The 20,089-nt window shown below is 64.3% G+C and carries 21 protein-coding genes; 8 read left to right on the forward strand and 13 right to left on the reverse strand.

The window, feature by feature from the left end:
* The first annotated feature begins 70 nt into the window (after positions 1 to 70).
* On the forward strand, positions 71 to 757 hold the full coding sequence (gene mtgA, locus BLV04_RS06640; RefSeq protein WP_245731763.1) for a monofunctional biosynthetic peptidoglycan transglycosylase: 687 nt from the start codon (positions 71 to 73) through the stop codon (positions 755 to 757).
* 10 nt (positions 758 to 767) lie between these two features.
* On the opposite strand, the gene BLV04_RS06645 is transcribed toward mtgA, so the two are convergent.
* Positions 768 to 1,691, reverse strand: a complete 924-nt coding sequence (locus BLV04_RS06645) for an NAD(P)H-binding protein (RefSeq protein ID WP_093029310.1) — start codon at positions 1,689 to 1,691, stop codon at positions 768 to 770.
* A gap of 405 nt (positions 1,692 to 2,096) precedes the next feature.
* Here BLV04_RS06645 and BLV04_RS06650 point away from each other — a divergent pair, with 405 nt between their 5' ends.
* Entirely contained in the window at positions 2,097 to 2,798 is a 702-nt protein-coding gene (locus tag BLV04_RS06650; protein WP_093029312.1) for an SDR family NAD(P)-dependent oxidoreductase, read from the forward strand.
* 94 nt (positions 2,799 to 2,892) lie between these two features.
* On the opposite strand, the gene BLV04_RS06655 is transcribed toward BLV04_RS06650, so the two are convergent.
* On the reverse strand, positions 2,893 to 3,252 hold the full coding sequence (locus BLV04_RS06655; protein WP_093029314.1) for an HPF/RaiA family ribosome-associated protein: 360 nt from the start codon (positions 3,250 to 3,252) through the stop codon (positions 2,893 to 2,895).
* A gap of 651 nt (positions 3,253 to 3,903) precedes the next feature.
* On the opposite strand from BLV04_RS06655, the gene BLV04_RS06660 reads away from it, so the two are divergent.
* The gene (locus BLV04_RS06660; RefSeq protein WP_093029316.1) at positions 3,904 to 4,737 is read left to right on the forward strand and encodes a DNA-formamidopyrimidine glycosylase family protein; all 834 of its coding nucleotides are present in this window, start codon (positions 3,904 to 3,906) and stop codon (positions 4,735 to 4,737) included.
* 138 nt (positions 4,738 to 4,875) lie between these two features.
* On the opposite strand, the gene BLV04_RS06665 is transcribed toward BLV04_RS06660, so the two are convergent.
* Positions 4,876 to 5,454, reverse strand: a complete 579-nt coding sequence (locus tag BLV04_RS06665) for a hypothetical protein (protein WP_093029318.1) — start codon at positions 5,452 to 5,454, stop codon at positions 4,876 to 4,878.
* Positions 5,455 to 5,670: 216 nt separating this feature from the next.
* Here BLV04_RS06665 and BLV04_RS06670 point away from each other — a divergent pair, with 216 nt between their 5' ends.
* From BLV04_RS06670 to pilV, 5 genes are read left to right on the forward strand one after another with little or no spacing between them, the layout of a single operon-like run.
* A complete protein-coding gene (locus BLV04_RS06670) occupies positions 5,671 to 6,123 on the forward strand; it encodes a type IV pilin protein (protein WP_093029320.1) in 453 nt (150 codons plus the stop codon).
* Entirely contained in the window at positions 6,111 to 6,791 is a 681-nt protein-coding gene (locus BLV04_RS06675; RefSeq protein WP_245731764.1) for a GspH/FimT family pseudopilin, read from the forward strand. The genes BLV04_RS06670 and BLV04_RS06675 overlap by 13 nt, the downstream gene beginning before the upstream one ends.
* Positions 6,782 to 7,534 carry a hypothetical protein gene (locus tag BLV04_RS06680; RefSeq protein WP_093029322.1) on the forward strand — a complete coding sequence of 251 codons (753 nt, stop codon included), beginning with the start codon at positions 6,782 to 6,784 and terminating at the stop codon, positions 7,532 to 7,534. The genes BLV04_RS06675 and BLV04_RS06680 overlap by 10 nt, the downstream gene beginning before the upstream one ends.
* A 26-nt stretch (positions 7,535 to 7,560) precedes the next feature.
* The gene (locus tag BLV04_RS06685) at positions 7,561 to 8,577 is read left to right on the forward strand and encodes a PilX N-terminal domain-containing pilus assembly protein (protein WP_093029324.1); all 1,017 of its coding nucleotides are present in this window, start codon (positions 7,561 to 7,563) and stop codon (positions 8,575 to 8,577) included.
* Positions 8,578 to 8,589: 12 nt separating this feature from the next.
* On the forward strand, positions 8,590 to 9,369 hold the full coding sequence (gene pilV, locus BLV04_RS24835; protein WP_093029326.1) for a type IV pilus modification protein PilV: 780 nt from the start codon (positions 8,590 to 8,592) through the stop codon (positions 9,367 to 9,369).
* A 123-nt stretch (positions 9,370 to 9,492) separates the two neighbouring features.
* Here pilV and BLV04_RS06695 read toward each other — a convergent pair whose 3' ends face one another.
* The 10 genes from BLV04_RS06695 to truA all read right to left on the reverse strand — a co-directional run bounded on the left by BLV04_RS06695 (position 9,493) and on the right by truA (position 20,043).
* Positions 9,493 to 10,752: an O-succinylhomoserine sulfhydrylase gene (locus BLV04_RS06695; protein WP_371828635.1), complete on the reverse strand. Its 1,260-nt coding sequence runs from the start codon at positions 10,750 to 10,752 to the stop codon at positions 9,493 to 9,495.
* Positions 10,730 to 12,244 (reverse strand): amidophosphoribosyltransferase, encoded by a 1,515-nt coding sequence (gene purF, locus BLV04_RS06700; protein ID WP_093029330.1) that lies wholly within the window; start codon positions 12,242 to 12,244, stop codon positions 10,730 to 10,732. The genes BLV04_RS06695 and purF overlap by 23 nt, the downstream gene beginning before the upstream one ends.
* 223 nt (positions 12,245 to 12,467) lie before the next feature.
* A complete protein-coding gene (locus tag BLV04_RS06705; protein ID WP_093029332.1) occupies positions 12,468 to 12,959 on the reverse strand; it encodes a CvpA family protein in 492 nt (163 codons plus the stop codon).
* 54 nt (positions 12,960 to 13,013) lie between these two features.
* Entirely contained in the window at positions 13,014 to 13,646 is a 633-nt protein-coding gene (locus BLV04_RS06710; protein ID WP_175534517.1) for an SPOR domain-containing protein, read from the reverse strand.
* 234 nt (positions 13,647 to 13,880) lie between these two features.
* Positions 13,881 to 15,179, reverse strand: a complete 1,299-nt coding sequence (gene folC / locus BLV04_RS06715; protein WP_093029336.1) for a bifunctional tetrahydrofolate synthase/dihydrofolate synthase — start codon at positions 15,177 to 15,179, stop codon at positions 13,881 to 13,883.
* A gap of 171 nt (positions 15,180 to 15,350) precedes the next feature.
* A complete protein-coding gene (gene accD / locus BLV04_RS06720) occupies positions 15,351 to 16,244 on the reverse strand; it encodes an acetyl-CoA carboxylase, carboxyltransferase subunit beta (protein WP_093029490.1) in 894 nt (297 codons plus the stop codon).
* Between the two features lie 199 nt (positions 16,245 to 16,443).
* Complete coding sequence (trpA, locus tag BLV04_RS06725) at positions 16,444 to 17,265, reverse strand: tryptophan synthase subunit alpha (RefSeq protein ID WP_093029338.1); 822 nt, start codon at positions 17,263 to 17,265, stop codon at positions 16,444 to 16,446.
* Positions 17,262 to 18,527, reverse strand: a complete 1,266-nt coding sequence (gene trpB, locus BLV04_RS06730; RefSeq protein ID WP_281241812.1) for a tryptophan synthase subunit beta — start codon at positions 18,525 to 18,527, stop codon at positions 17,262 to 17,264. The genes trpA and trpB overlap by 4 nt, the downstream gene beginning before the upstream one ends.
* Positions 18,508 to 19,137 carry a phosphoribosylanthranilate isomerase gene (locus BLV04_RS06735; protein WP_245731765.1) on the reverse strand — a complete coding sequence of 210 codons (630 nt, stop codon included), beginning with the start codon at positions 19,135 to 19,137 and terminating at the stop codon, positions 18,508 to 18,510. The genes trpB and BLV04_RS06735 overlap by 20 nt, the downstream gene beginning before the upstream one ends.
* A gap of 108 nt (positions 19,138 to 19,245) precedes the next feature.
* Entirely contained in the window at positions 19,246 to 20,043 is a 798-nt protein-coding gene (truA, locus tag BLV04_RS06740; protein ID WP_093029340.1) for a tRNA pseudouridine(38-40) synthase TruA, read from the reverse strand.
* Positions 20,044 to 20,089 lie beyond the last annotated feature (46 nt).

Genomic DNA, 20,089 nt, shown 5'->3' on the forward strand with positions numbered 1-20,089 from the left:
TCCACGGCGCTCCGATCACCCGCTCGCATGACCCGCAATCATGGCCGCTCGAAAAAAACGCTCTCGGAAAATGCTGTTGCGCCGGATCGCGCTCGTGCTCGCGGGCATGATGGCGCTGTCGGTCGTGTTGGTTTTCATTCTGCGCTGGGTCGACCCGCCGACCTCCGCCTTCATGATTCAGCGCTGGATCACTGCCCATTCCGAACCCGGCGACCCGCCTTACGTCTATCACGAGTGGGCCGACTGGGACGCCATCCCGGCGGCCGTCAAGCTCGCCGTCATCGCCGCGGAAGACCAGCGCTTCCCGGGTCACGGCGGATTCGACACCATCGAGATCGAGCGCGCTTGGGAGCGCTATCGTGCCGGGGAGCGGCTGCGCGGGGCGAGCACCATCAGTCAGCAGACGGCAAAGAACCTCTTCCTCTGGTCCGGCCGCGACCCGATTCGCAAGGGACTCGAGGTCTGGTACACGCTCCTGATCGAAACGCTTTGGCCCAAGGAGCGTATCCTCGAGGTCTATCTCAACATCGCCCAGCTCAGCCCCGACACCTTCGGCGTCGGGGCCGCGAGCTGGCGCTATTTCGACCGCCCGGTGATGGCGCTGAGCAGCTCGGATGCCGCCCTGATCGCCGCCGTGCTGCCGAATCCCAACATCTATCGGCTCGAAACACCCTCGGCGACCGTACAGCGTCGCGCCACCTGGATCCGACGTCAGATGGCCCAGCTCGGCGGCGTGTCCTATCTCAACAAGCTCTGATCGCGCCGACCTATCGGTTCAGGTACCCCAACTGGTCGACACCGAACGGCGTCGGGGTCAGGCCAAGCCGGGCGAAACTGTCGTTCTCGTAGCAGACGTTCCCCTCCATCAACATCCGGATCTGATCGCGTGAGATGGGAAACCAGGGATAGCGGTCGAGCAGACTCGCGGTCGCCTTGATGGCCATCGCCGGGGCCGGCAGCATCAGCTTGGTCTTGCCGGACGCCGCGGCGATGGTGGTCAAAATCGCCTTCCAGCTCAGACGTTGAGGACCGCACAAGCTGTAGATCTGGGACTCGGTTCGCGCCTGGGTGACGGCCAGCACGAAGGCCGCCGCGACGTCGTCGATATGGACCGGCGCCAGCTCGAAACCGCCCGCATTCTTGGGAAACAGGCCACTGTAGAAGAGCGGCGCCGGCATCGGGCTATCGATGATGTCCTTCTTGAGCTGGGAGCAGAACTCCATGCGACCGTCCGGGTCGCCGAAGACGACCGAGGGGCGGAAGATGGTCCAGCGCAGCCCGGATGCCTTGAGCGCCGCCTCGGCGAGTGCCTTACTGCGCTGATAGGGCGTGCCCTCGACGTGGACCCCGTTGGCGCTCATCAGGATAAAACGGTCCAACCCCTGTCGCTTCGCCGCCGCGATCGTGTCCTCGACACCGACACGCTGCAGCGCATCGAAGGTAATCCCGCGGCTCGGAAACTCGCGCAGGATGCCGATCAGATAGATCACCGCATCCGAGCCCTCCAGGCAACGATCGAGCGCCCCCGGATCGGCGACGTCACCCGGGACGATATCGCAATCCTCCGGCTGCGCGACCTTCTGCTCGCTGCCCGGCCGGACCAGAAGCCGCGGCCGATGACCGGCGGCGATCAGATGCCGAGAGATGTTGGTGCCGACAAAGCCGGTACCGCCGATGATGGCAACCTTCATATGAGCCTCCTTTCGCGTTGATGGGGTGTGGCGGACGACGTACCGTCATCCGGTTTAAACCGCGCCGGGTGCGGTATGCATCGTTTGCTGGATTGGCTTGGCCGCGCCAGCTTCGACGATCGTCGGAGCTGGCGCGACTTAAAGCATTAAAAAATATTAAATTTTAAACCGCGCCGACTCCAGCGGTCGTCAAAACTGCCGGGGCCGGTCCCATCCGAAAACCTCGCATACCGCACAGGGCGCGGTTTAAGTCGAGAATATCGGGGCGATCCGGACCGAGACGAGCCCCTTCCGAAGGTGCGTATCTTGTCCAGGATCGCAAGGCGCGCTGTCCAGGTCTTGCAAAACTTTCGCCCCGCCTGAACCTGCCCTGCTACACCTCAACCCGTTTCATAGGGGCTCGAAATGTCAAAAACCTATTTGATCGTCGGCGGCACCTCCGGCATCGGCGCCGCACTGCTCAATAAGCTTATCGAGCGCGGCCATCGTGTGATTCAACTCTCGCGTCACCCGGAAGCGGCGCCGGATCACCCGGCGGTCACCAGTCTGCATTGGGACGTCCGAACGAACGACTTCCCCGCCGATGCGCTGCCGGGGAAACTCGATGGCCTCGTCTACTGCCCCGGCACCATCCGCCTTCGCCCCTTCGAGCGGCTGGCCGAGAAGGAGTGGACGGAAGACCTCGAGATCAATCTGCTCGGTGCGGTGCGGGCGCTGCAGGGTGCGATGAAGGCGCTCAAAGCGGCAGACTCCGCCAGCATCGTGCTGTTCAGCACGGTCGCCGTCGGAACCGGATTGCCGTTTCACGCCTCGATCGCGAGTGCGAAGGGCGCGGTGGAGGGCCTGACGCGATCGCTTGCCGCCGAGCTCGCGCCGCGCATCCGGGTCAACGCCGTCGCGCCGACCCTGACGGCGACACCGCTCGCCGAACGTCTGCTCGGAAACGAGTCCAAGCGTACCGCTGCGGCCGAACGGCACCCCTTGCGAACGATCGGAGAGCCCGAAGACGTCGCGGGTGCCGCACTGTGGCTGCTGGAGGACGCCCGCATGACCACGGGTCAAGTGATCCGAGTCGATGCCGGTTTAGCCACCCTGCGATCGACCTGACGCACTCCGAAGCGGTTCGACGAGGACGTGAACCGCTTCGAGACGCCCCCCGCTTCAAAGGGCGTCGGCGATTGGTGGGATCAGGACTCGGGAATCAACCTCCGATGGCGTGCGTTCCCGTGCTCAGGGCGCCGTGCGGTGGGGTGCGGGGGATACTGATTTGACGGCGCGCCCGGCGCAGATTGCGACGTGCGAGTCCGAAGACCTCGTCGATGGCTTCCTTCGCCGTTTTGCGTGCGTCCCGGACGACGATTTGGCGCCCATGGGCGATCTTGGCGGAGAGCTCGCAGCGGACGCGGTGTCCGTGGAGCGGGTCGAATTCCTCTTGGATGGTGGCCTTCGCCTCCAGGTCTTCGCCGGGGAAGCGTGCCGCAAGCTTGGCCACTTCGGTCTCGATATGACGGCGGATATCCCCGTCCAAGGCGAGGGTATCCCCGCCGATTTTGATCAGCATACTCTTCGAATCTCCGAAGACCCTGTCCAAGCGGACAACCGAGGTTACCTCGTTCGGTCGGGTCGGTCTGTGGGGGGCGAGCGGTGCGGATGAGTGTGTCCCGGATGAGACTCCGAATCGGAGGGGACACAACGCGGCGTTTTCGCTCGCGGGGAGATCATGGCGTTGCACGCGCCGAAAAGCAAGGCACGGGAGCGCCGCAGACGCGACGGGCCTTGCCGGACGCGGCCGTGCAGTCGATCTCCGGGGGCGACATCAACCCCGGGGCGGCGCATTCAGACGTTGCCGAAAGATCCGAAGCTGGCGGCTGGCGGCTCATCACGCCATCAACACCATCTCCGTGGAATTTCCGACCAGATTCTGTCGAACTTTTCACGCGCGTCCGTCTCGAAACCTGCGAGCCTCCTCGGAGGCGGTCTGACTCCTTGTCGTGTTCCCCGCCTCCGGCGGGGTTTTTTTGTCCGCAGCGATCAGCGCGGATCGCCGCAACGCGGCGTCACACCCGGCCGCACGTGCCGATCCGACGGGGCGTCGGATTCGGGAACCCTTCGACGTCTTCGGACTCAAAGCGAACGCAACGATGAGTTCTCCTTAGTTCGCTCGCCCCGCATCGCGGGGCGTCTTTTTGTCCGTCGGATCTCGATTCACCCCATGCCCGAAGGCGACACCATCCACAAGCTCGCGACCTTCCTGTCCGGCGCTTTGGTTGATCAGCGTCTCGACGGCGCCCGTCTGCAGGGTCGCGCCATCCCGGCGCTCGCACAGGATCGCATCCTGCAGGTGACCAGCAAGGGCAAACATCTCTTCATCGACTTCGAAGGCGGGGCCTCGCTTCGGGTCCACCTCGGGATGTACGGTTCCTGGCATCGTTACCCGATCGGACAGACCTGGCAGAAGCCCGCACATCGGGCAACCCTCGTCTTGAGCGCCGCAGGACAAGACTACGTCTGCTTCAACGCAAAAGAGGTCGAGATCCTCGACACCCACGGGTTGCGAAGACGCGATCGGACCGACCGCCTCGGGCCGGATCTGAGTCGCGATGCACCGGCCGCCGAGTCCCTGCTTCACCGCGCACGCGATCTCTTATGCCCCGACACCGAGCTCGTCGATCTGCTGCTCGATCAGCGCATCGCCAGCGGCATCGGCAACGTCTACAAATCCGAGGTCCTCTTCCTGGTGCGCTGCGCACCAAGCACCCGCTTGGGCGACATCTCGGAAGAGACCTTCGCCGCGCTCTACCGGACCGCGGAACGCCTGCTCCTGAACAACCTCGGCGGCGGTCCCCGCGTCACGCGCACCGTCGACGACGGTCGCGGCATCCTCTGGGTTTACGGCCGCGCCGGACAGCCCTGCTTTCGCTGCAGGGCGAGCCTGCTGCGGGAACGTCTCGGGCAACACGCAAGATCCACCTACTGGTGCCCGGCCTGCCAGTCAGGACAAGGCGTTTCCCGGGAAAGAATCGACCGACATGTGGGGGCAACTTGAGTCGCCACGTCAGTAATTCGCAGACCAAGAGGAATGGGCGACTCAAGTCGCCCCACACTCGCCCCAACAGTCCCGTTTAGAAACGCTCGGTACGTCTGCCGGGGCAAACGTGCGCGTCCCGGGATTCCCGGCCGACGCTCAAGGCCCCGTCGGAAGTTCAACCTTCAAGGTCGCGACATCACCCAGCACGGCGCGGATCTCGGCAAGCGTCGGCGCCCGTGTATAGGCCGGGTCATCGAGCCGCCCCAAACAGGTCATGCGCATCAGATTCGGGTCATGGCTGTCGTCGAGCCAAAAGTGATAGCCCGGACGAATCATCTGCGACCCGCCGCTGTCGCCGTGACCGGCCAGTTGGAAGCGAACGCCTTCGCTTGGGCCCAGCGTTGGAACACGGCCGGACACCAATGCAAGATAGTTCTGCACGCGGGTGATCGGGATCTCGCCGGCCGGGATGCTCTGGGTGCTCGCGTCATCGATCCGGCGGACCTCGAGGACACAGCTCGTCCCGCCGCCCGCACCTCGCGCGTCCCGATCCGACAGGAAGACCCGCGCCCGTCCGGGCGGGATCGACACCGGCCGGTTCAGTGTCAGAGTGCTGCCCGCGGGGACCTCCACCCAGCCCGTCTCCACGGATTCACGCACGAGGGTTTGACAACCGCCGATCAGAAAGACCAACGCGCCGAGGACGCTTGATCGGATCAGGGTGTTCGCAGTCATGAGTTTTGTCCCGGTTGGTTGCCTTATCCTGACCGATATAGTGGCGATCGCCTCGGAGATCACGCCGAGCCCCCTGGTCAACAGTGTTCGTCGACACTGGAAAATTACACGAAATGTATTCATACTCAATCGTACACGCGATGACACGGAAACCGACGCCACGACCCCATCGGCGCGGTCACTCGCACCACCCGGCTCGATGGCAAGGACGCGCGAATGGCAAGGACACTCGAAAAACCCCGAACCGGCTTCACCCTCATCGAGCTCCTGATCGTCATCGCGGTGATCACCATCCTCGCCACCGTGGCCTTCCCCGCCTATCAGGACCAGATCCGCAAGGCACGACGCACGGACGGACAAACAGCCCTCGTCGGCATCGCGATGGCTCAGGAGCGCTTTCGCGCCAATTGTAGCCGCTATGCAGGGACACTGGACCCCGATACATCCGGGATGGTTTGCAGTCCCGGAAACGGTTACAGCCTGCAGCTTCCGACAAAAAGCCCCGAAGGCTGGTATGACCTGACCCTGAGCGACGCGAACGCGTCCGGCTTTACCGCGACCGCGACAGCGCTGAACGCCCAAACGGCGGATCGATCGGGCGGGGTCGCCTGCAAGGTTTTGACGATCGACCAAGAAGGCGCGAAGACGCCGCGCGAATGCTGGCGTTGAGACGCACCGCAATGGTCGGCGTTGCACGCATCCGCAAGACAAGCACGGACGGACGAGCGAGCATCGCCTGCGCGCGACGAGCCGCTCACTCGAAGACCTCGCCCGGGTTCACCCTGCTTGAGCTCATGTTCACGGTGTCGGTGCTCGCCATCCTGGCGTCCTTGGGCGTTCCGGCGATGCAGGAAATGCTTGAGCGCAACCGGTTGAAGGGCGCAGCCCAAGCGTTTGCGGAGGATCTGCAATGGGTTCGCGGCGAGGCCATTCGGCGAAATCGTGATCTGCATTTGATCTTCGATGCCGGTTCGCCGTGGTGTTACGGCATCAGCGAGGCGAGCGCGTGCGACTGCCATCTCACCGATCCGGATAACGCGAATGCCTGCACCCTGTCGATCAACGGCACGACGGTGCTCAAGCACGTCCCTGCCGCAAACTATGCCGGGGTCGGCGCGACGGCGACCTTCGATCTAGGATTGACCGGATTCGAAAGACGACGCGGAACCACGATGCGCATGGGCTCCGGATCGGCAGGCTCGGAGCGTCACGGCAACGGGAGCGTCACCTTCAACAACCCGCGCGACGAACAGCTCAAGGTCATTCTGAGCATGACCGGCCGCGTGCGGGTGTGCTCGCCGGATCAGTCCGTACCGGGATTCCGCCGATGCGACTGACTCTCCCTTCGCCCTCGATCAACATCGCGGAAGGGTCGCTCCGGCGACAGGCGGGAGTGACCCTGACGGATCTCCTAGTCGGCACGACCGTCGGCGCGCTGGTCCTCATCGGGATCTCGACCACCTATGTCCTCGGTGCACGCTCCACCTCGCAGAACGTCGAGCAGGCCCGATTGAACCAAGAGCTGCGCGCCGTGCTCGAGATCATGCAGCAGGATATCCGTCGCGCCGGTTTCTGGGATATGTCGGTGGTCGCAGATCCGGATCCGGCGAAAAACCCATTTGAGAGCACGATCGACGGCATCGATCGCAGGCTTCGCACCGGACAGGTCGGCGGGGAGTCGACCGGAAGCTGCATCCTCTACAGCTACGACCTGGAACACGGCAACCCGACCGCGATGACGATGTTCGGGTTTCGCCTGCGTGATCAATCCGTTCAGATGCGCACCGGCCCCTCAAGCGTCGGCGACAAGACCTTCGAGTGCACGATCGGCAGCGGCAGCTGGGAGCGGATCACCAGCGAGGATGTACGCATCACGGACTTGCGTTTCACCATCGTGACCGCGCAGACGAACCTGGCTCCCGGAAAGGAAGACGTCGCCTGTGCAACCGACGAGCTTTGCCGGGAATCGCGACGGGTCGCGATCCTGATGGCCGGCCGAATTCGTAACGATCCAGCCGTACGACAAAGCCTGCAAGCGACCGTCGCCGTGCGGAATGACCGCTATTTCATCAAGGAGTGATCGGCATCCGCCGATGAGGGAGACCAATGACCTCGCGGAAAATCAAACAGCAGCGCGGTGCGCTTACGCTCATGCTTGGCTTATTGCTGCTCATGGGCTCGACTATTCTGACGCTCAGCTCCGTTCGTGTCGGCATCATGGAGCAGCGGATCGCAAACAACGAATTGCGCGCCAAAGAGGCGCAGCAGGCGGCACAGGCGGGACTCGACTATGCGCTCGCCCGGATCGCCCAGGGTAACAACGTCGACACCCCGCCCCCGGTCACTGCCACCGGCGACGCCACTTACGACATCGTATTGACTGAAAACGAGCGCAACAATGAGATCTGTGTTTTATCCCGGGCCAGTGCTCGCGGGGATGACAGCATCGAGGCAGTTGCTACAGAGTGCTTTCAGCAACAACGCTTGCTCAAGGGCGGAACCGGCACCGGCCATGCGCCACTCGTTCTCAACGGCTGCCTGAGCGGCGCGACCGGCGATCCGGACATCTACCCCCGTGACTGCACAGGCGTAGACGAGGGCGAGGACTGCGCTTCGGTCGCCATTACCTCGTCGGCCGAGATGTCATGTTTGGACACGGGGCATCTCGACCTGCATGGAGGTGACATCGAGGACGATGACTTCACCGGCAGCGCCTGGGATCAGGTCTTCGACATCAGTAAGGACGAGTTCAAGGCGATCGCCGACACCGGCGACCCGCAATTCCTCTGGATCAACTCATCAAGCAATTGGCACCAGAGTCTCGGCTCACCCGCGAAACCTGTATATCTCGTCTTCAGCGCGGCGGCCGATTGTCCGAAGCTAAACGGCAATCCGACGATCTACGGGATTGTCTATTTCGAGAACGCGGCCGGCTGTCGCAGTCAGGGCTGGGGCGGGGCCACTGTTTACGGTACGGTCGTTTTCGACGGGGATCTGAATAAACTGACGGCAAACAGTCGGTTCTATCATTGGAGTCGAGCCGGCACCGACGGAGAACGGGCGAACCTCGATCGGGTCCGATCAGCCAGTCGTATCCCCGGCAGCTGGCGTGACTGGGATTGACGGGGACGACTGGTGATATTACTGCAAGCACAACGTCAAAGTGGCTTCACACTGATCGAGGCATTGATCGCGCTTATCGTGCTTTCTCTCGGACTCTTTGGCCTAATGCAGATTCAAACCCGCGTCATGACGGAAACCGGTGACAGCAAGACGCGCACGACGGCAGTGAACATTGCTCAGGAGAAATTAGAGGAGCTTCGCAACGGGAGCTACGCTTCAATTGTGAGCGGGGGCGACACCGTTCAAGCTGCGGCTGGCGGTACATCCACTGTCACGCGATCCTGGACGGTTACCTCAAAGACGAATCCGAATTACAAAGAGGTGTCAATTATCGCGTCTTGGGCCAGTCCACGTCAGGATGAACTAGGGGCAGAGGCCGAGACAGTAACCCTTACGACCTATATCGCCGAGTCGATACCTGTCGAGCTCAAGGTACCCGGAAAAGCCCCCCCTAAACCAGAACCGGAACCAGAACCGGAACCGGAACCGGAGCCCGAACCGGAGCCCGAACCGGAGCCCGAACCGGAGCCCGAACCGGAGCCCGAACCGGAGCCCGAACCGGAGCCCGAACCGGAGCCCGAACCGGAACCGGAACCGGAACCTGAACCCGAGCCCGTGCTGATCACCTACACCTGCACGTGCAAGTACAAGAACAATCCGGGCTATACCCTCGAAGCTGTAAAGCCTTCCGGACATGAAAAGAGTTGCTGTTCCACCACCGCGTGCGAACAAAACAAGCCCAACGCAGCGAACAACACGCTTTGGGATATGACTTGTACCCAACAGGAGTGATCGTTGCGCGAACTTACGCCGCACGGCTATCGAGTTATTGCCGGCGCCGAACGTTCCTGAAACAAGCACTAAAACAGAGAGTCCGCATACATGGTCTGGATCGACACCCGAGCGTCGAAACGGTTAAGGATGCGAACTCAGAGAGCGCCCTGTCTCCAGACCGAGCGCCAAGTCGCGCTGAATATCCTCGACCTCTTCCAACCCCACGGCCACCCGCACCAGCCCTTCGCCGATGCCGACGGCGGCGCGCTCTTCCGGCGTGAGCCGACCATGCGTGGTGGTCGCCGGATGGGTGATGGTGGTCTTCACATCGCCGAGATTGGCCGTGATGGACAGAAGGCTGGTCGAGTCGATCAGATGCCAGGCACCGGCGCGACCGCCGCGCACGTCGAACGCGACGATGCCGCCGCCGGTGCGCTGCTGGGAGCCGACCAGATGATGCTGGGGGTGATCAGGCAAGCCGGGATAATAGACCCGCTCGATACCCGGCTGCGCGAGCAGCCATTGCGCGAGTGCCGCCGCAGATTGCGCATGGGCAAGCATCCGCAGCTGCAGCGTTTCGAGCCCTTTGAGAAAGACCCAGGCGTTGAAGGGACTCATGGTCGGGCCAGCCGTTCTCAACACGCCGAAGACCGCCTCGCCGACCAGCTTGCGATCGCCGACAACGGCGCCGCCGACACAACGCCCCTGTCCGTCCAGGTACTTGGTGGCGGAATGGATCACCAGGTCGGCGCCGAGCTCGAGCGGGCGTTGCAGGGCCGGGGTGCAGAAGCAGTTGTCGACCGCCAGAAGACAGTCTCGGCGATGCGCAACCTCGGCCAGACCCCGGATGTCGACCATCTCGGTCAATGGATTGGACGGCGTCTCGCAGAACAGGAGCCGGGTCTCGGGGCGAATAGCAGCGTCCCATGCCTCTAGGTCGCCGAGCGGCACATAGCTGGTCGCGATGCCGAACCGGGAGAGGTATTTGTTGAAGAGGAGCGTGGTGCTGCCGAATAGGCTGCGCGAGGCGACGATGTGGTCGCCGGCCTCCAGCAGACCCATGCAGACGGCCAGGATGGCGGACATCCCGGAGGCGGTCGCGACACAGCGCTCGCCGCCTTCGAGGCTGGCCAGACGCTCCTCGAAGGCCGAGACCGTCGGGTTCGTGAAACGCGAATAGATGTTTCCCGCTTGATCGCCGGAAAAACGCGCGGCGGCCTGGGCGGCGCTTTCGAAGACGAAGCTCGAGGTCGTGAAGATCGGCTCGCCGTGCTCGCCTTCCGGGGTGCGGTGGTGGCCGATCCGCACGGCGCGGGTTGCGAAACCGGACTCGGCCAAAGGCTGCGCTTCAGCCGCCTCGTCCGCGGTCGATGACCCGTCAGGCGGAATTGTAGAGGTCAATGACGTTCTCGCTGAAAGAGCCGTAGGCGGTCTTGGCAACGTCGTTGCGGTTCGCTTCGAGCGTCTGAAGATATTCGGGGGTGACGTCCCCGGTCACGTAGATGCCGTCGAAGACCGAGGTATCGAAGCGGTCTACATGGCTTTTGCCCTTCTTCTGAACAGCGTCGATCAGGTCATCGAGCTCTTGAAAAATGAGTCGGTCCGCACCCAGCTCGCGTGCGACTTCCTCCTCGGTCCGACCGTGGGCGATAAGCTCGCTGGCCGCGGGCATGTCGATCCCGTAGACGTTGGGGAAGCGCACCGGCGGGGCCGCGGAGGCGAAATAGACCCGATGCGCCCCGGCATCCCGCGCCATCTGAATGATCTGCTGCGAGGTCGTCCCGCGCACGATGGAGTCGTCGACCAACAGGACGTTCTTTTTGCGGAACTCCAGGTCGATGGCGTTGAGCTTCTGCCGCACCGACTTTTTGCGAACCTGCTGCCCGGGCATGATGAAGGTGCGCCCGATGTAGCGGTTCTTGATGAAACCTTCCGAGTAAGGCACGCCGAGCTGATTGGCCAGTTGGAGTGCGGCCGTCCGGCTGGTGTCGGGGATGGGGATCACGACGTCGATGTCGTGATTGGACCACTCGCGTTTGATCTTGGCGGCGAGTTTCTTGCCCATGCGCGAGCGCGCCTTGTGCACCGAGATGTTGTCGATGATGGAATCCGGGCGGGCAAAGTAGACGAACTCGAAGATGCAGGGCGACAGGATGGGCTGGGCGGCACACTGGTGCGTCTTGATCTGACCGTCGACGGTGATGCAGACCGCCTCGCCCGGCGCGACATCCGCCATCAGGGTGAAGCCGATGGTGTCTAGCGCCACGCTCTCGGAGGCAATCATGTACTCGGTGCCGAAATCGGTCTCGCGACGTCCGTAGACCAAGGGCCTAATCCCGTGCGGATCACGGAAGCCGAAAACGCCGAAACCCGGAATCATCGCGACCGCGGCATAACCGCCTCGACAGCGTCGGTGAACCCCCGACACCGCGCGAAAGACGTCGTGCTCGTCGATCCGCAGCTTGCCCTGGAGCTGGAGCTCATGGGCAAAGACGTTCAGGAGAATCTCGGAATCCGACGCGGTGTTGAGGTGGCGGAGATCTTCGACGAAGAGGTCGCGCTTGAGGTCCTCGGCATTCGTGAGATTGCCGTTGTGGGCAAGCACGATGCCGTACGGCGAGTTGACATAGAAGGGTTGGGCCTCGGCCGAGCTGGCCGCGCCGGCAGTCGGATAGCGGACATGTCCGACACCCATGTTGCCGCCCAATTGGATCATGTGGCGCGTACGGAAGACATCGCGCGCAAGACCATTGTCCTTGCGCAGGTGGAGCTTGTCGCCCTGACAGGTCACGATGCCCGCGGCATCCTGTCCCCGGTGTTGAAGCACCAGCAGCGAGTCGTAGAGCGCTTGGTTGACAGGACTTTTACCGACGATGCCGACGATGCCGCACATGACTTCCTCGCCCGCGCCCAGCCCCGGAGACCGAGACGGATGCTGCTGATTGGGAACAGCGGACTATACCCCGCGAGGTTGATCCGGGACAACATCGAACGCCTGATCGCCCGATCCAAGTTTCAGCCGCGCAACCCGCGTCGGTCGCATCTCCCGATGTCCACCGCGGAAAAAACCGATCACTGGAGGCAGGAGGCAGGAAAACCCCAAGCGACGCGATCCCTCAAAGACTCTTGACCCGGGCCTGCACCTCTTCCGGCACCAGACCGATGAGCCAGCCGGCCACCGCTTGGAACTGGCCGACGAGCCGTGATTCCTGCCACCAGGAATCCTCCGGCATGGGCGTGAGGGCCCCCAAGAAGACTGCCATCGCCACGATGACCACGCCGCGGCCCGCTCCGAAGACCAACCCGAGCACCCGATCAACGACACCGAGACCGGTCTTTTCGATCAGGGCCGACAGCAAGGCGCCCAAGAGGGCACCGATGACGAGCGTCGCCAGGATCAAGCCGATAAAGGCCGCGGCCAGACGCACCGAGGGCTGCGACAGGTAGGGCACCAGCAGCTCGGCGACCTCGCGGTGGAACAGCCAGGCAAGCAGGATCGCAGCGATCCAGACCCCCAGTGACAAGATCTCGCGAATCAGACCGCGCCCGAGCCCGACCAAAGCGGACAGCAGGATAACCCCGAGGATGGCGTAATCGACCCAATTCATCGTCAGCTCCGACGCACCGGACTAGAGGGAAACGCGGCTCGGACCGGAACCTGCTCAGGGGTAACGCTGAACAAAGGGGTCCTTGTATTTCTGGCGGAGCTTGGCGGCCGTTTTTTCGGCGCTCGAGCGGTCCGCTTCGGGTCCGACACGGACGCGGTAGTAAGTGCGCCCTCCGACCTCGGCGGACTCGACGAATGCGGAGTAGCCCTCGCTTTGAAGTTTCGCCGCCATTTCCTGCGCGCTTGCCGATGTCCCCAGACTCGCGACCTGGGTGACGTAGGACGGCATCCCGTCGTCGCGCGCCATCGGCGGCGGTGCCTCGGGCACCCGAGCGTTCCCGGCCGGCGCCGTGCGGGGAGCTGCGACCGACGGGGGCGCCGCCGAGTCTCCCACCGGCTCGTCGACACCGCCCTCGTACACGGGCTCGATCTCCTCGGCAGCGGGGAGCGCCAAGGTACTCGGTTCGATCCAGGCTTCTTCCGGAGTCCCGCCGACGCCCGAATCGGCCGGTGTCAGAAAGGACTCAGACCGAAAGCGCTCGTCGACGACCGGCTGCTCCGGAATCACCGCCGGCAACGGAGGCGGATCCGTCACCGTCTCTTCCTCGAACAGCATCGGGACGAAGATGACCGCCAGCGCGACGATCACAATCGCCCCCACCAACCGTTTCTTTGCGCCTTCTTGCATAAATCGCCACCTGAATGTCGGACATCGTGCGAATCGCCGGCGCCCTGAGATCATGTTTGTCGATCGGCCTCGAAAGGCCGGAAGTATAGCATGGCCGAGCCGGAACCATACCGGTGAGCCTGAAATATCGCTATTGATTTCAATCGGATAATATCACTTCTTCGGGTCACGGCCGGAGCCGCACAAGGGCTCGGGAGACCCTCGACGCCCGAATCGGATACCGCGACCCGAGGCTCAGCCCCGATCGCCGCGACCCGGATCGAGCCTGCGCAGTGCCGCCCCGACCGTCGTGAAAGAGCCGACGACCAAAAGGGCGTCCCCCGGCTCCGATGCGGCCTCGGCGGCATCGAGTGCGGCATCGAGATCCGACAGCAACACCGCAGCAGGTGCAGGCAAGGCCCCCTCCAGACGTTTGCTCAACACCTCGACGGGCATGGCGCGCGGATCCCGGCTCTGCGCGAGATACCAATCGCCCACGAACGGCAGAAGCGGCCCGACGATCGACTCGGGCGACTTGTCCTCGAGGACCGCAAGGACCGCGCGCAGCCGACCGCGACAGGCGAAGGCGCGCAGATTCGCGGCCAGTGCCTGCGCCGCCTCGCCGTTGTGCGCAACATCCAGAATCCAGGTCAGCGATCCCGGGAATACCTGGAACCGGCCCGGCAAGCGCGCCCGCTGCAACCCTGCCCGGATCGCGTTGACCGAGATCGGCAAGCACTCCTGCAAGGCGCGAAGTGCTGCGATCGCCGCCGAGGCGTTGTCGTACTGGAACGGGCCGCGCATCGCCGGCTCGGGCAAGGCCAGACGCTCGCCCGAGGGCGCGCTCCAGATCCAGCCTCCGCCATCGCCGAGGCTCCAGTCGATCTCCCGACCGAGCTGCATGGGCAGACTCCCGCGCAGCTGCGCCTCGGCCCGCAGCCGCGCCGGGGCATCGCGTTGCCCGATGACGGCCGGACGGCCGGGACGAAAGATCCCAGCCTTCTCGTAGGCGATCTCGTCCAAAGAATCCCCCAACCAGGCCATGTGATCCAGCCCGATCGAGGTGACTACCGAAACATCCGCATCCCACAGATTCACCGCGTCGAGACGCCCGCCCAGCCCGACTTCGAGGATCACGATATCGGGGGCGCTGCGCACGAAGATGTCGAGCGCAGCCAGGGTGCCGAACTCGAAATAGGTGAGCGCCATCTCGCCGCGCGCCCGGTCGATGCGCTCGAACGCCTCGCAGAGGAGCGCATCGGAGACATCCTCCCCGTCGATCCGCACACGCTCGTTGTAACGCAGCAGATGCGGCGAGCTGTAGACCCCGGTGCGATATCCGGCAGCCCGACAGATTGCCTCGGCCATCGCGACGCATGAGCCCTTCCCGTTGGTCCCGCCCACCGTGACCAGCGGAAACGGCAAGGACGCCGGACCAAGGCGGGCCCAAACGGCCGCCACCCGTTCGAGCCCGAGCGCGATGGCCTTCGGATGCAGCTGCATCTGCCAGCTCAACCAGGCATCGAGGTTGTCAAGGCGATTCATGTCGGCCATAACGCCCCTGAATCAAGCCGCCGCGCCGACCGGCATCCTGCAGCTTGTAAGGCCCGACACACCGCCTCTTTAACACTCATTCGACATCCTGAATCGCGTCCGCTCCAAGGCCCGCAAACATACGCAAACCCGCCCCCAAACGCGATCCGTCCGAACTGCACGAGACGCGATTCAGACGGGCACGACAGTGCGCACATACCGCGGCCGATGCGTCAAGATCGCAAGCAGATCGGCAATGCGCTCGCGCAGGTCGCGCCGGTCCATGATCATGTCGAGCGCGCCCTTTTCGATCAGGAACTCGCTGCGCTGAAAACCCTCGGGCAGCTTCTCATGCACCGTCTGCTCGATCACGCGCGGACCGGCGAAGCCGATCAGCGCGTTGGGCTCCGCGATGTTGAGATCGCCGAGCATCGCGAGACTCGCCGAGACGCCGCCCATGGTCGGATCCGTCATCACCGAGACGAAGGGAAGCGAGTGCTCGCGCATGCGTCCCAAGGCCGCGCTGGTCTTGGCCATCTGCATCAGGGAGAAGAGACTCTCCTGCATGCGTGCGCCGCCGCTCGCCGAAAAACAGACATAGGGCGAATTCTGCTCGAGCGCCGCCTCGACACCCCGCACGAAGCGCTCGCCGACCACCGAGCCCATGGACCCGCCCATGAAGCCGAACTCGAAGGCCGAGGCCACGATCGGCTGACCTTTCAGCCGACCACGCATCACGATCATGGCCTCCTTCTCGGAGGACTGCTTCTGGGCCTGGACGAGACGGTCTTTGTATTTCTTCAGATCCTTGAACTTGAGCGGGTCCAGAGACTCGAGCTCGGCCCCGATCTCCTCGCGGCCCTCCGGATCGAGAAACGTCTCGAGGCGGCGGCGCCCGCTCAAGCGGCTGTGGTGGCTGCACTTGGGGCAGACCTCCAGGTTCCGCTCCAGCTCCGCCCGGTAGAGGATGGCCTGACAGCCCGGGCATTTCGCCCAGACACCCTCGGGCACCGCGCGCTTGGTGCTGGCATCGGTACGGATGCGGCTCGGGATCAGCTTCTCGAACCAGCTCATACTCTTGTCCATCGCCTGCTTGATGGTGGCCGCGCGATCGCCCTTGAGCTCTTCGGCGGTTCGGCGCAGTGCGGATTGGCCCTGCGTGGTTTGGCCCTGCGTGGTCTGAGCGGGCGTGGCTTGGCCGGACGCGGATTTCCCGGACGGGCTCGCGCCGGGTGCAGCTGGCTTATCCAAACGCGTCAGCGCGTGGCGAACCCGGCTGGGGGGCTTAGGCGACATGAGCATCCACCTCGTCGATGGCCTGGCGTAGACCGGTGAGAAACTCGGAGACAACCTCGGGGATCCGCTCCGGGGTCGCGGCAAGCGCCTCGATCCGACTCACGATGGCGCTGCCGACGATGACCGCGTCGGCGACCCGGGCGACCGAGGCCGCGGTTTCGGGGTTGTTGATGCCGAACCCGACCCCGACCGGGAGTCGGATTAGCGACTTGATCAGACCGACCTTCTCGGCGACCGCGGCGGTGTCCAGGTTGCCGGCCCCGGTCACGCCCTTGACCGAGACATAGTAGACAAACCCGGAGGCGACCTCGCCGATCCGCTCGATGCGCGCCTCTGTCGAGGTCGGCGCCAGGAGATAGACCAGATCCAGCCCCTGCGCCTTGAGCATCGCGACCAGCGCGTGCCCCTCCTCGGGCGGTACGTCGACAATCAGGACGCCGTCCAGCCCTGCCGCGTGCGCCGCGACCGCGAAGGTCTCGTAACCCATCACCTCGATCGGATTGAGATAACCCATGAGGATCACGGGCGTCTCGGTGTCGCGCTCGCGGAACTGCCGGACCATGTCGAGCACGTCGTCAAGCGAGACGCCTTGGGCCAGAGCCCGCTCGGTCGCCCGCTGAATGACCGGGCCGTCGGCGATCGGATCGGAGAAGGGCACGCCCAGCTCGATGAGATCCACGCCCGCGGCGACCATCGCGTGCATCAGCGGAACGGTCACGGCAGGCGATGGATCGCCGGCGGTGACGAAGGGGATGAGCGCGGTGCGACCGCGGTCGCGAAGCTGCTCGAAACGTGCGGCGATTCGACTCATAAGACCAACCCGTCGTGACTGGCGACCGTGTGCATGTCCTTGTCCCCGCGACCGGAGAGATTGACGATGATCGTCTGATCCTTGCGCATCGTCGGGGCAAGCTTGTGCACGTAGGCCAAGGCGTGACTGGACTCGAGCGCGGGGATGATCCCCTCGGTTCGGGTCAGATGATGGAAGGCGCGCAGGGCCTCTTCGTCGGTGACCGAGTCGTAGCGGGCGCGTCCACTGTCCTTGAGCCAGGCGTGCTCCGGGCCGACACCCGGATAGTCGAGCCCGGCCGAGATGGAGTGGGTCTCGACGATCTGACCGTGGTTGTCTTCCATCAGATAGGTGCGGTTGCCGTGCAGTACGCCCGGCCGGCCCGCACAGAGCGGCGCGGCATGGCGACCGGTCTGCAGACCGTCGCCCGCGGCTTCCACGCCGTAGATGGCCACGCCTTCGTCCCCGATGAAGGGATAGAAGAGCCCGATGGCGTTGGAGCCACCGCCCACGCAGGCGACCAGGGCATCGGGCAGGCGCCCGCTGCGCGCGAGCATCTGCGCGCGGGCCTCGCGGCCGATGACCGCCTGGAAATCCCGGACCATTGCCGGATAGGGATGCGGGCCGGCGACCGTGCCGATGATATAGAAGGTGTCGTCGATGTTGGTCACCCAGTCGCGCATCGCCTCGTTCAGCGCATCCTTGAGCGTACGCGAGCCGGAGGTCACCGAGACCACGCGCGCCCCGAGCAGGCGCATGCGATAGACGTTCGCCTCTTGGCGGGCGATGTCGACCTCGCCCATGTAGACGACGCACTCCAGACCCAAGCGGGCGGCGACGGTCGCGCTCGCCACACCATGCTGACCGGCACCGGTCTCGGCGATGATGCGGGTCTTGCCCATCCGCCGCGCGAGCAGGGCCTGACCGATGGTGTTGTTCACCTTGTGCGCGCCGGTGTGATTCAGATCCTCGCGCTTGAGGAAGATCTGCGCGCCGCCGAGCTCGTGGCTCCAACGCTCCGCGTGATAGAGGGGCGAGGGCCGGCCGACATAGTCCTGGAGGTCGGCATCGAGCTCGGCCAGGAACTGCGGATCGGCCATGTAGCGCTCGTAAGCCGTGCGCAGCTCTTCGAGCGGATGCATGAGGGTCTCGGGGACGAACATCCCGCCGTAGGGTCCGAAATGACCGCCGGCGTCCGGCAAGTCATAGGCACCGGGATGCGAGCGCCGCGCATGCGCGGCACCGGCAAAGGCCCAGTCGAAATTATCGGGAGATGTCGACATCGTTCACCCTCTGCATGAAATCACGAATCTTGTCATGGTCCTTGATCCCCTTCGACGCCTCCACACCGCCGCTCACGTCGACGCCGAACGGGCGGACCCGGCGGATCGCCTCCGCGACATTGTCCGCGTCGAGACCGCCGGCGAGGACGATCGACGGCGCGATGGCCGCTGGAATGCGATCCCAATCGAAACGCTGTCCAGTCCCCCCGGGGCGAGCCGGGTCGAAGGTGTCGAGCAGAAGTCCGGCGGCCTGCTCGTAGCGCTTTAGCTGGGCCGCGAGATCGATGTCGGGGCGCATCCGCACCGCTTTGATCCATCGCCGACCGAAGGAGGCGCAGAGCTCCGGGGCCTCATCACCGTGGAATTGCAGCAGCTCGAGCGGAACCTGGTCGAGGGTCGCGCGGATCTGCTCGGGAGAGGCATCGACGAAGAGCCCGACGGCCGTCACGAAGGGCGGCAACCCGGCGCAAAGGTCTCGGGCATCCTGCGCCGACACTGCCCGTGGACTCGGCGGATGGAAGACGAAGCCGATCGCGTCGACCCCCGCGGCCACGGCCGCATCCACGTCGGCCCGACGCGTCAGGCCGCAAATCTTAACGCGGGTTCTCATGATTGGCGAATGCCGGCTGAACCGCGTCCTTGAGCGACTGACCAACGGGGGTCGGAGCATCGCACGTCGGGGCGACATGCGAGGTTCGAGTCGACGCGGTTCAGGTGATTACAAGCAAGAGCGTGTGACATTGTGCTGATCCGTCGATGGTGCCAGCGCCCGACCGGACGGCAGTCGAAAACCTTCCGGGTAGTCGGCGCGTACGAAATAGAGCCCTTGAGGTGGGGCGGTCACACCCCCGAGGCGGCGGTCGCGCAGCTCCAGAAGCTCGCGCGTCCACTCGACCGACGCCTCGCCGCGGCCGATCGTCATCAGCACGCCGGCGATGTTGCGAACCATATGGTGCAAAAACCCGTTGGCACCAACCCGCAGCTGAATGAGGCCATCCGTCTCGCTCAGCTCGAGATAGTGCAGATGGCGGATCGGACTCTTCGCCTGACAGGCGACCGCGCGAAAGCTGGAGAAGTCGTGCACGCCGACGAGTGCCTGTCCGGCCTCGCGCATGCGCTCGATATCCAAGGGCCGGTGGCTCCAGACGGCGCGGTCGCGCTGCAGGGGCGAGCGCGTCGCACGCACCATGATCAGGTAGCGATAGTGACGGGCCTGCGCCTCGAAACGGGCATGAAACCGTGGATCGACCGGACAGGCCCAGCGCACGGCGACATCGGGCGGAAGATTGACGTTGGTCCCGAGCACCCAGGCGCGCTCGGTGCGACGGGCCGCGGTGTCGAAATGCACCACCTGCTCGTCGGCATGAACACCGGCATCGGTGCGTCCGGCGCACTGGACGCGGATCGGGTGATCTGCGACGCGACCGATCGCCTCTTCGAGCGTCGCCTGGACGCTGCGCACGCCGACCTGGATCTGCCAGCCGCGAAACGCCGAGCCGTCGTATTCGATACCCATGGCGATCCGTTGCGGGCTCGCCGCGGTAGCCGGCGCCGATCCCTCG

Source organism: Thiocapsa roseopersicina (genome assembly GCF_900106925.1).
Taxonomy (GTDB): Bacteria; Pseudomonadota; Gammaproteobacteria; order Chromatiales; family Chromatiaceae; genus Thiocapsa; species Thiocapsa roseopersicina.

Coding starts and splice junctions, on each gene's coding strand:
- trpA (WP_093029338.1), bottom strand. CDS start 17,265: ATGAGTCGAATCGCCGCACGTTTCGAGCAGCTTCGCGACCGCGGTCGC.
- BLV04_RS06680 (WP_093029322.1), top strand. CDS start 6,782: ATGCGACTGACTCTCCCTTCGCCCTCGATCAACATCGCGGAAGGGTCG.
- mtgA (WP_245731763.1), top strand. CDS start 71: ATGCTGTTGCGCCGGATCGCGCTCGTGCTCGCGGGCATGATGGCGCTG.
- BLV04_RS06710 (WP_175534517.1), bottom strand. CDS start 13,646: ATGCAAGAAGGCGCAAAGAAACGGTTGGTGGGGGCGATTGTGATCGTC.
- BLV04_RS06655 (WP_093029314.1), bottom strand. CDS start 3,252: ATGCTGATCAAAATCGGCGGGGATACCCTCGCCTTGGACGGGGATATC.
- purF (WP_093029330.1), bottom strand. CDS start 12,244: ATGTGCGGCATCGTCGGCATCGTCGGTAAAAGTCCTGTCAACCAAGCG.
- BLV04_RS06665 (WP_093029318.1), bottom strand. CDS start 5,454: ATGACTGCGAACACCCTGATCCGATCAAGCGTCCTCGGCGCGTTGGTC.
- folC (WP_093029336.1), bottom strand. CDS start 15,179: ATGGCCGACATGAATCGCCTTGACAACCTCGATGCCTGGTTGAGCTGG.
- BLV04_RS06650 (WP_093029312.1), top strand. CDS start 2,097: ATGTCAAAAACCTATTTGATCGTCGGCGGCACCTCCGGCATCGGCGCC.
- BLV04_RS06735 (WP_245731765.1), bottom strand. CDS start 19,137: ATGAGAACCCGCGTTAAGATTTGCGGCCTGACGCGTCGGGCCGACGTG.
- truA (WP_093029340.1), bottom strand. CDS start 20,043: ATGGGTATCGAATACGACGGCTCGGCGTTTCGCGGCTGGCAGATCCAG.
- BLV04_RS06705 (WP_093029332.1), bottom strand. CDS start 12,959: ATGAATTGGGTCGATTACGCCATCCTCGGGGTTATCCTGCTGTCCGCT.
- BLV04_RS06685 (WP_093029324.1), top strand. CDS start 7,561: ATGACCTCGCGGAAAATCAAACAGCAGCGCGGTGCGCTTACGCTCATG.
- trpB (WP_281241812.1), bottom strand. CDS start 18,527: ATGTCGACATCTCCCGATAATTTCGACTGGGCCTTTGCCGGTGCCGCG.
- BLV04_RS06675 (WP_245731764.1), top strand. CDS start 6,111: ATGCTGGCGTTGAGACGCACCGCAATGGTCGGCGTTGCACGCATCCGC.
- accD (WP_093029490.1), bottom strand. CDS start 16,244: ATGGACAAGAGTATGAGCTGGTTCGAGAAGCTGATCCCGAGCCGCATC.
- BLV04_RS06670 (WP_093029320.1), top strand. CDS start 5,671: ATGGCAAGGACACTCGAAAAACCCCGAACCGGCTTCACCCTCATCGAG.
- BLV04_RS06645 (WP_093029310.1), bottom strand. CDS start 1,691: ATGAAGGTTGCCATCATCGGCGGTACCGGCTTTGTCGGCACCAACATC.
- BLV04_RS06660 (WP_093029316.1), top strand. CDS start 3,904: ATGCCCGAAGGCGACACCATCCACAAGCTCGCGACCTTCCTGTCCGGC.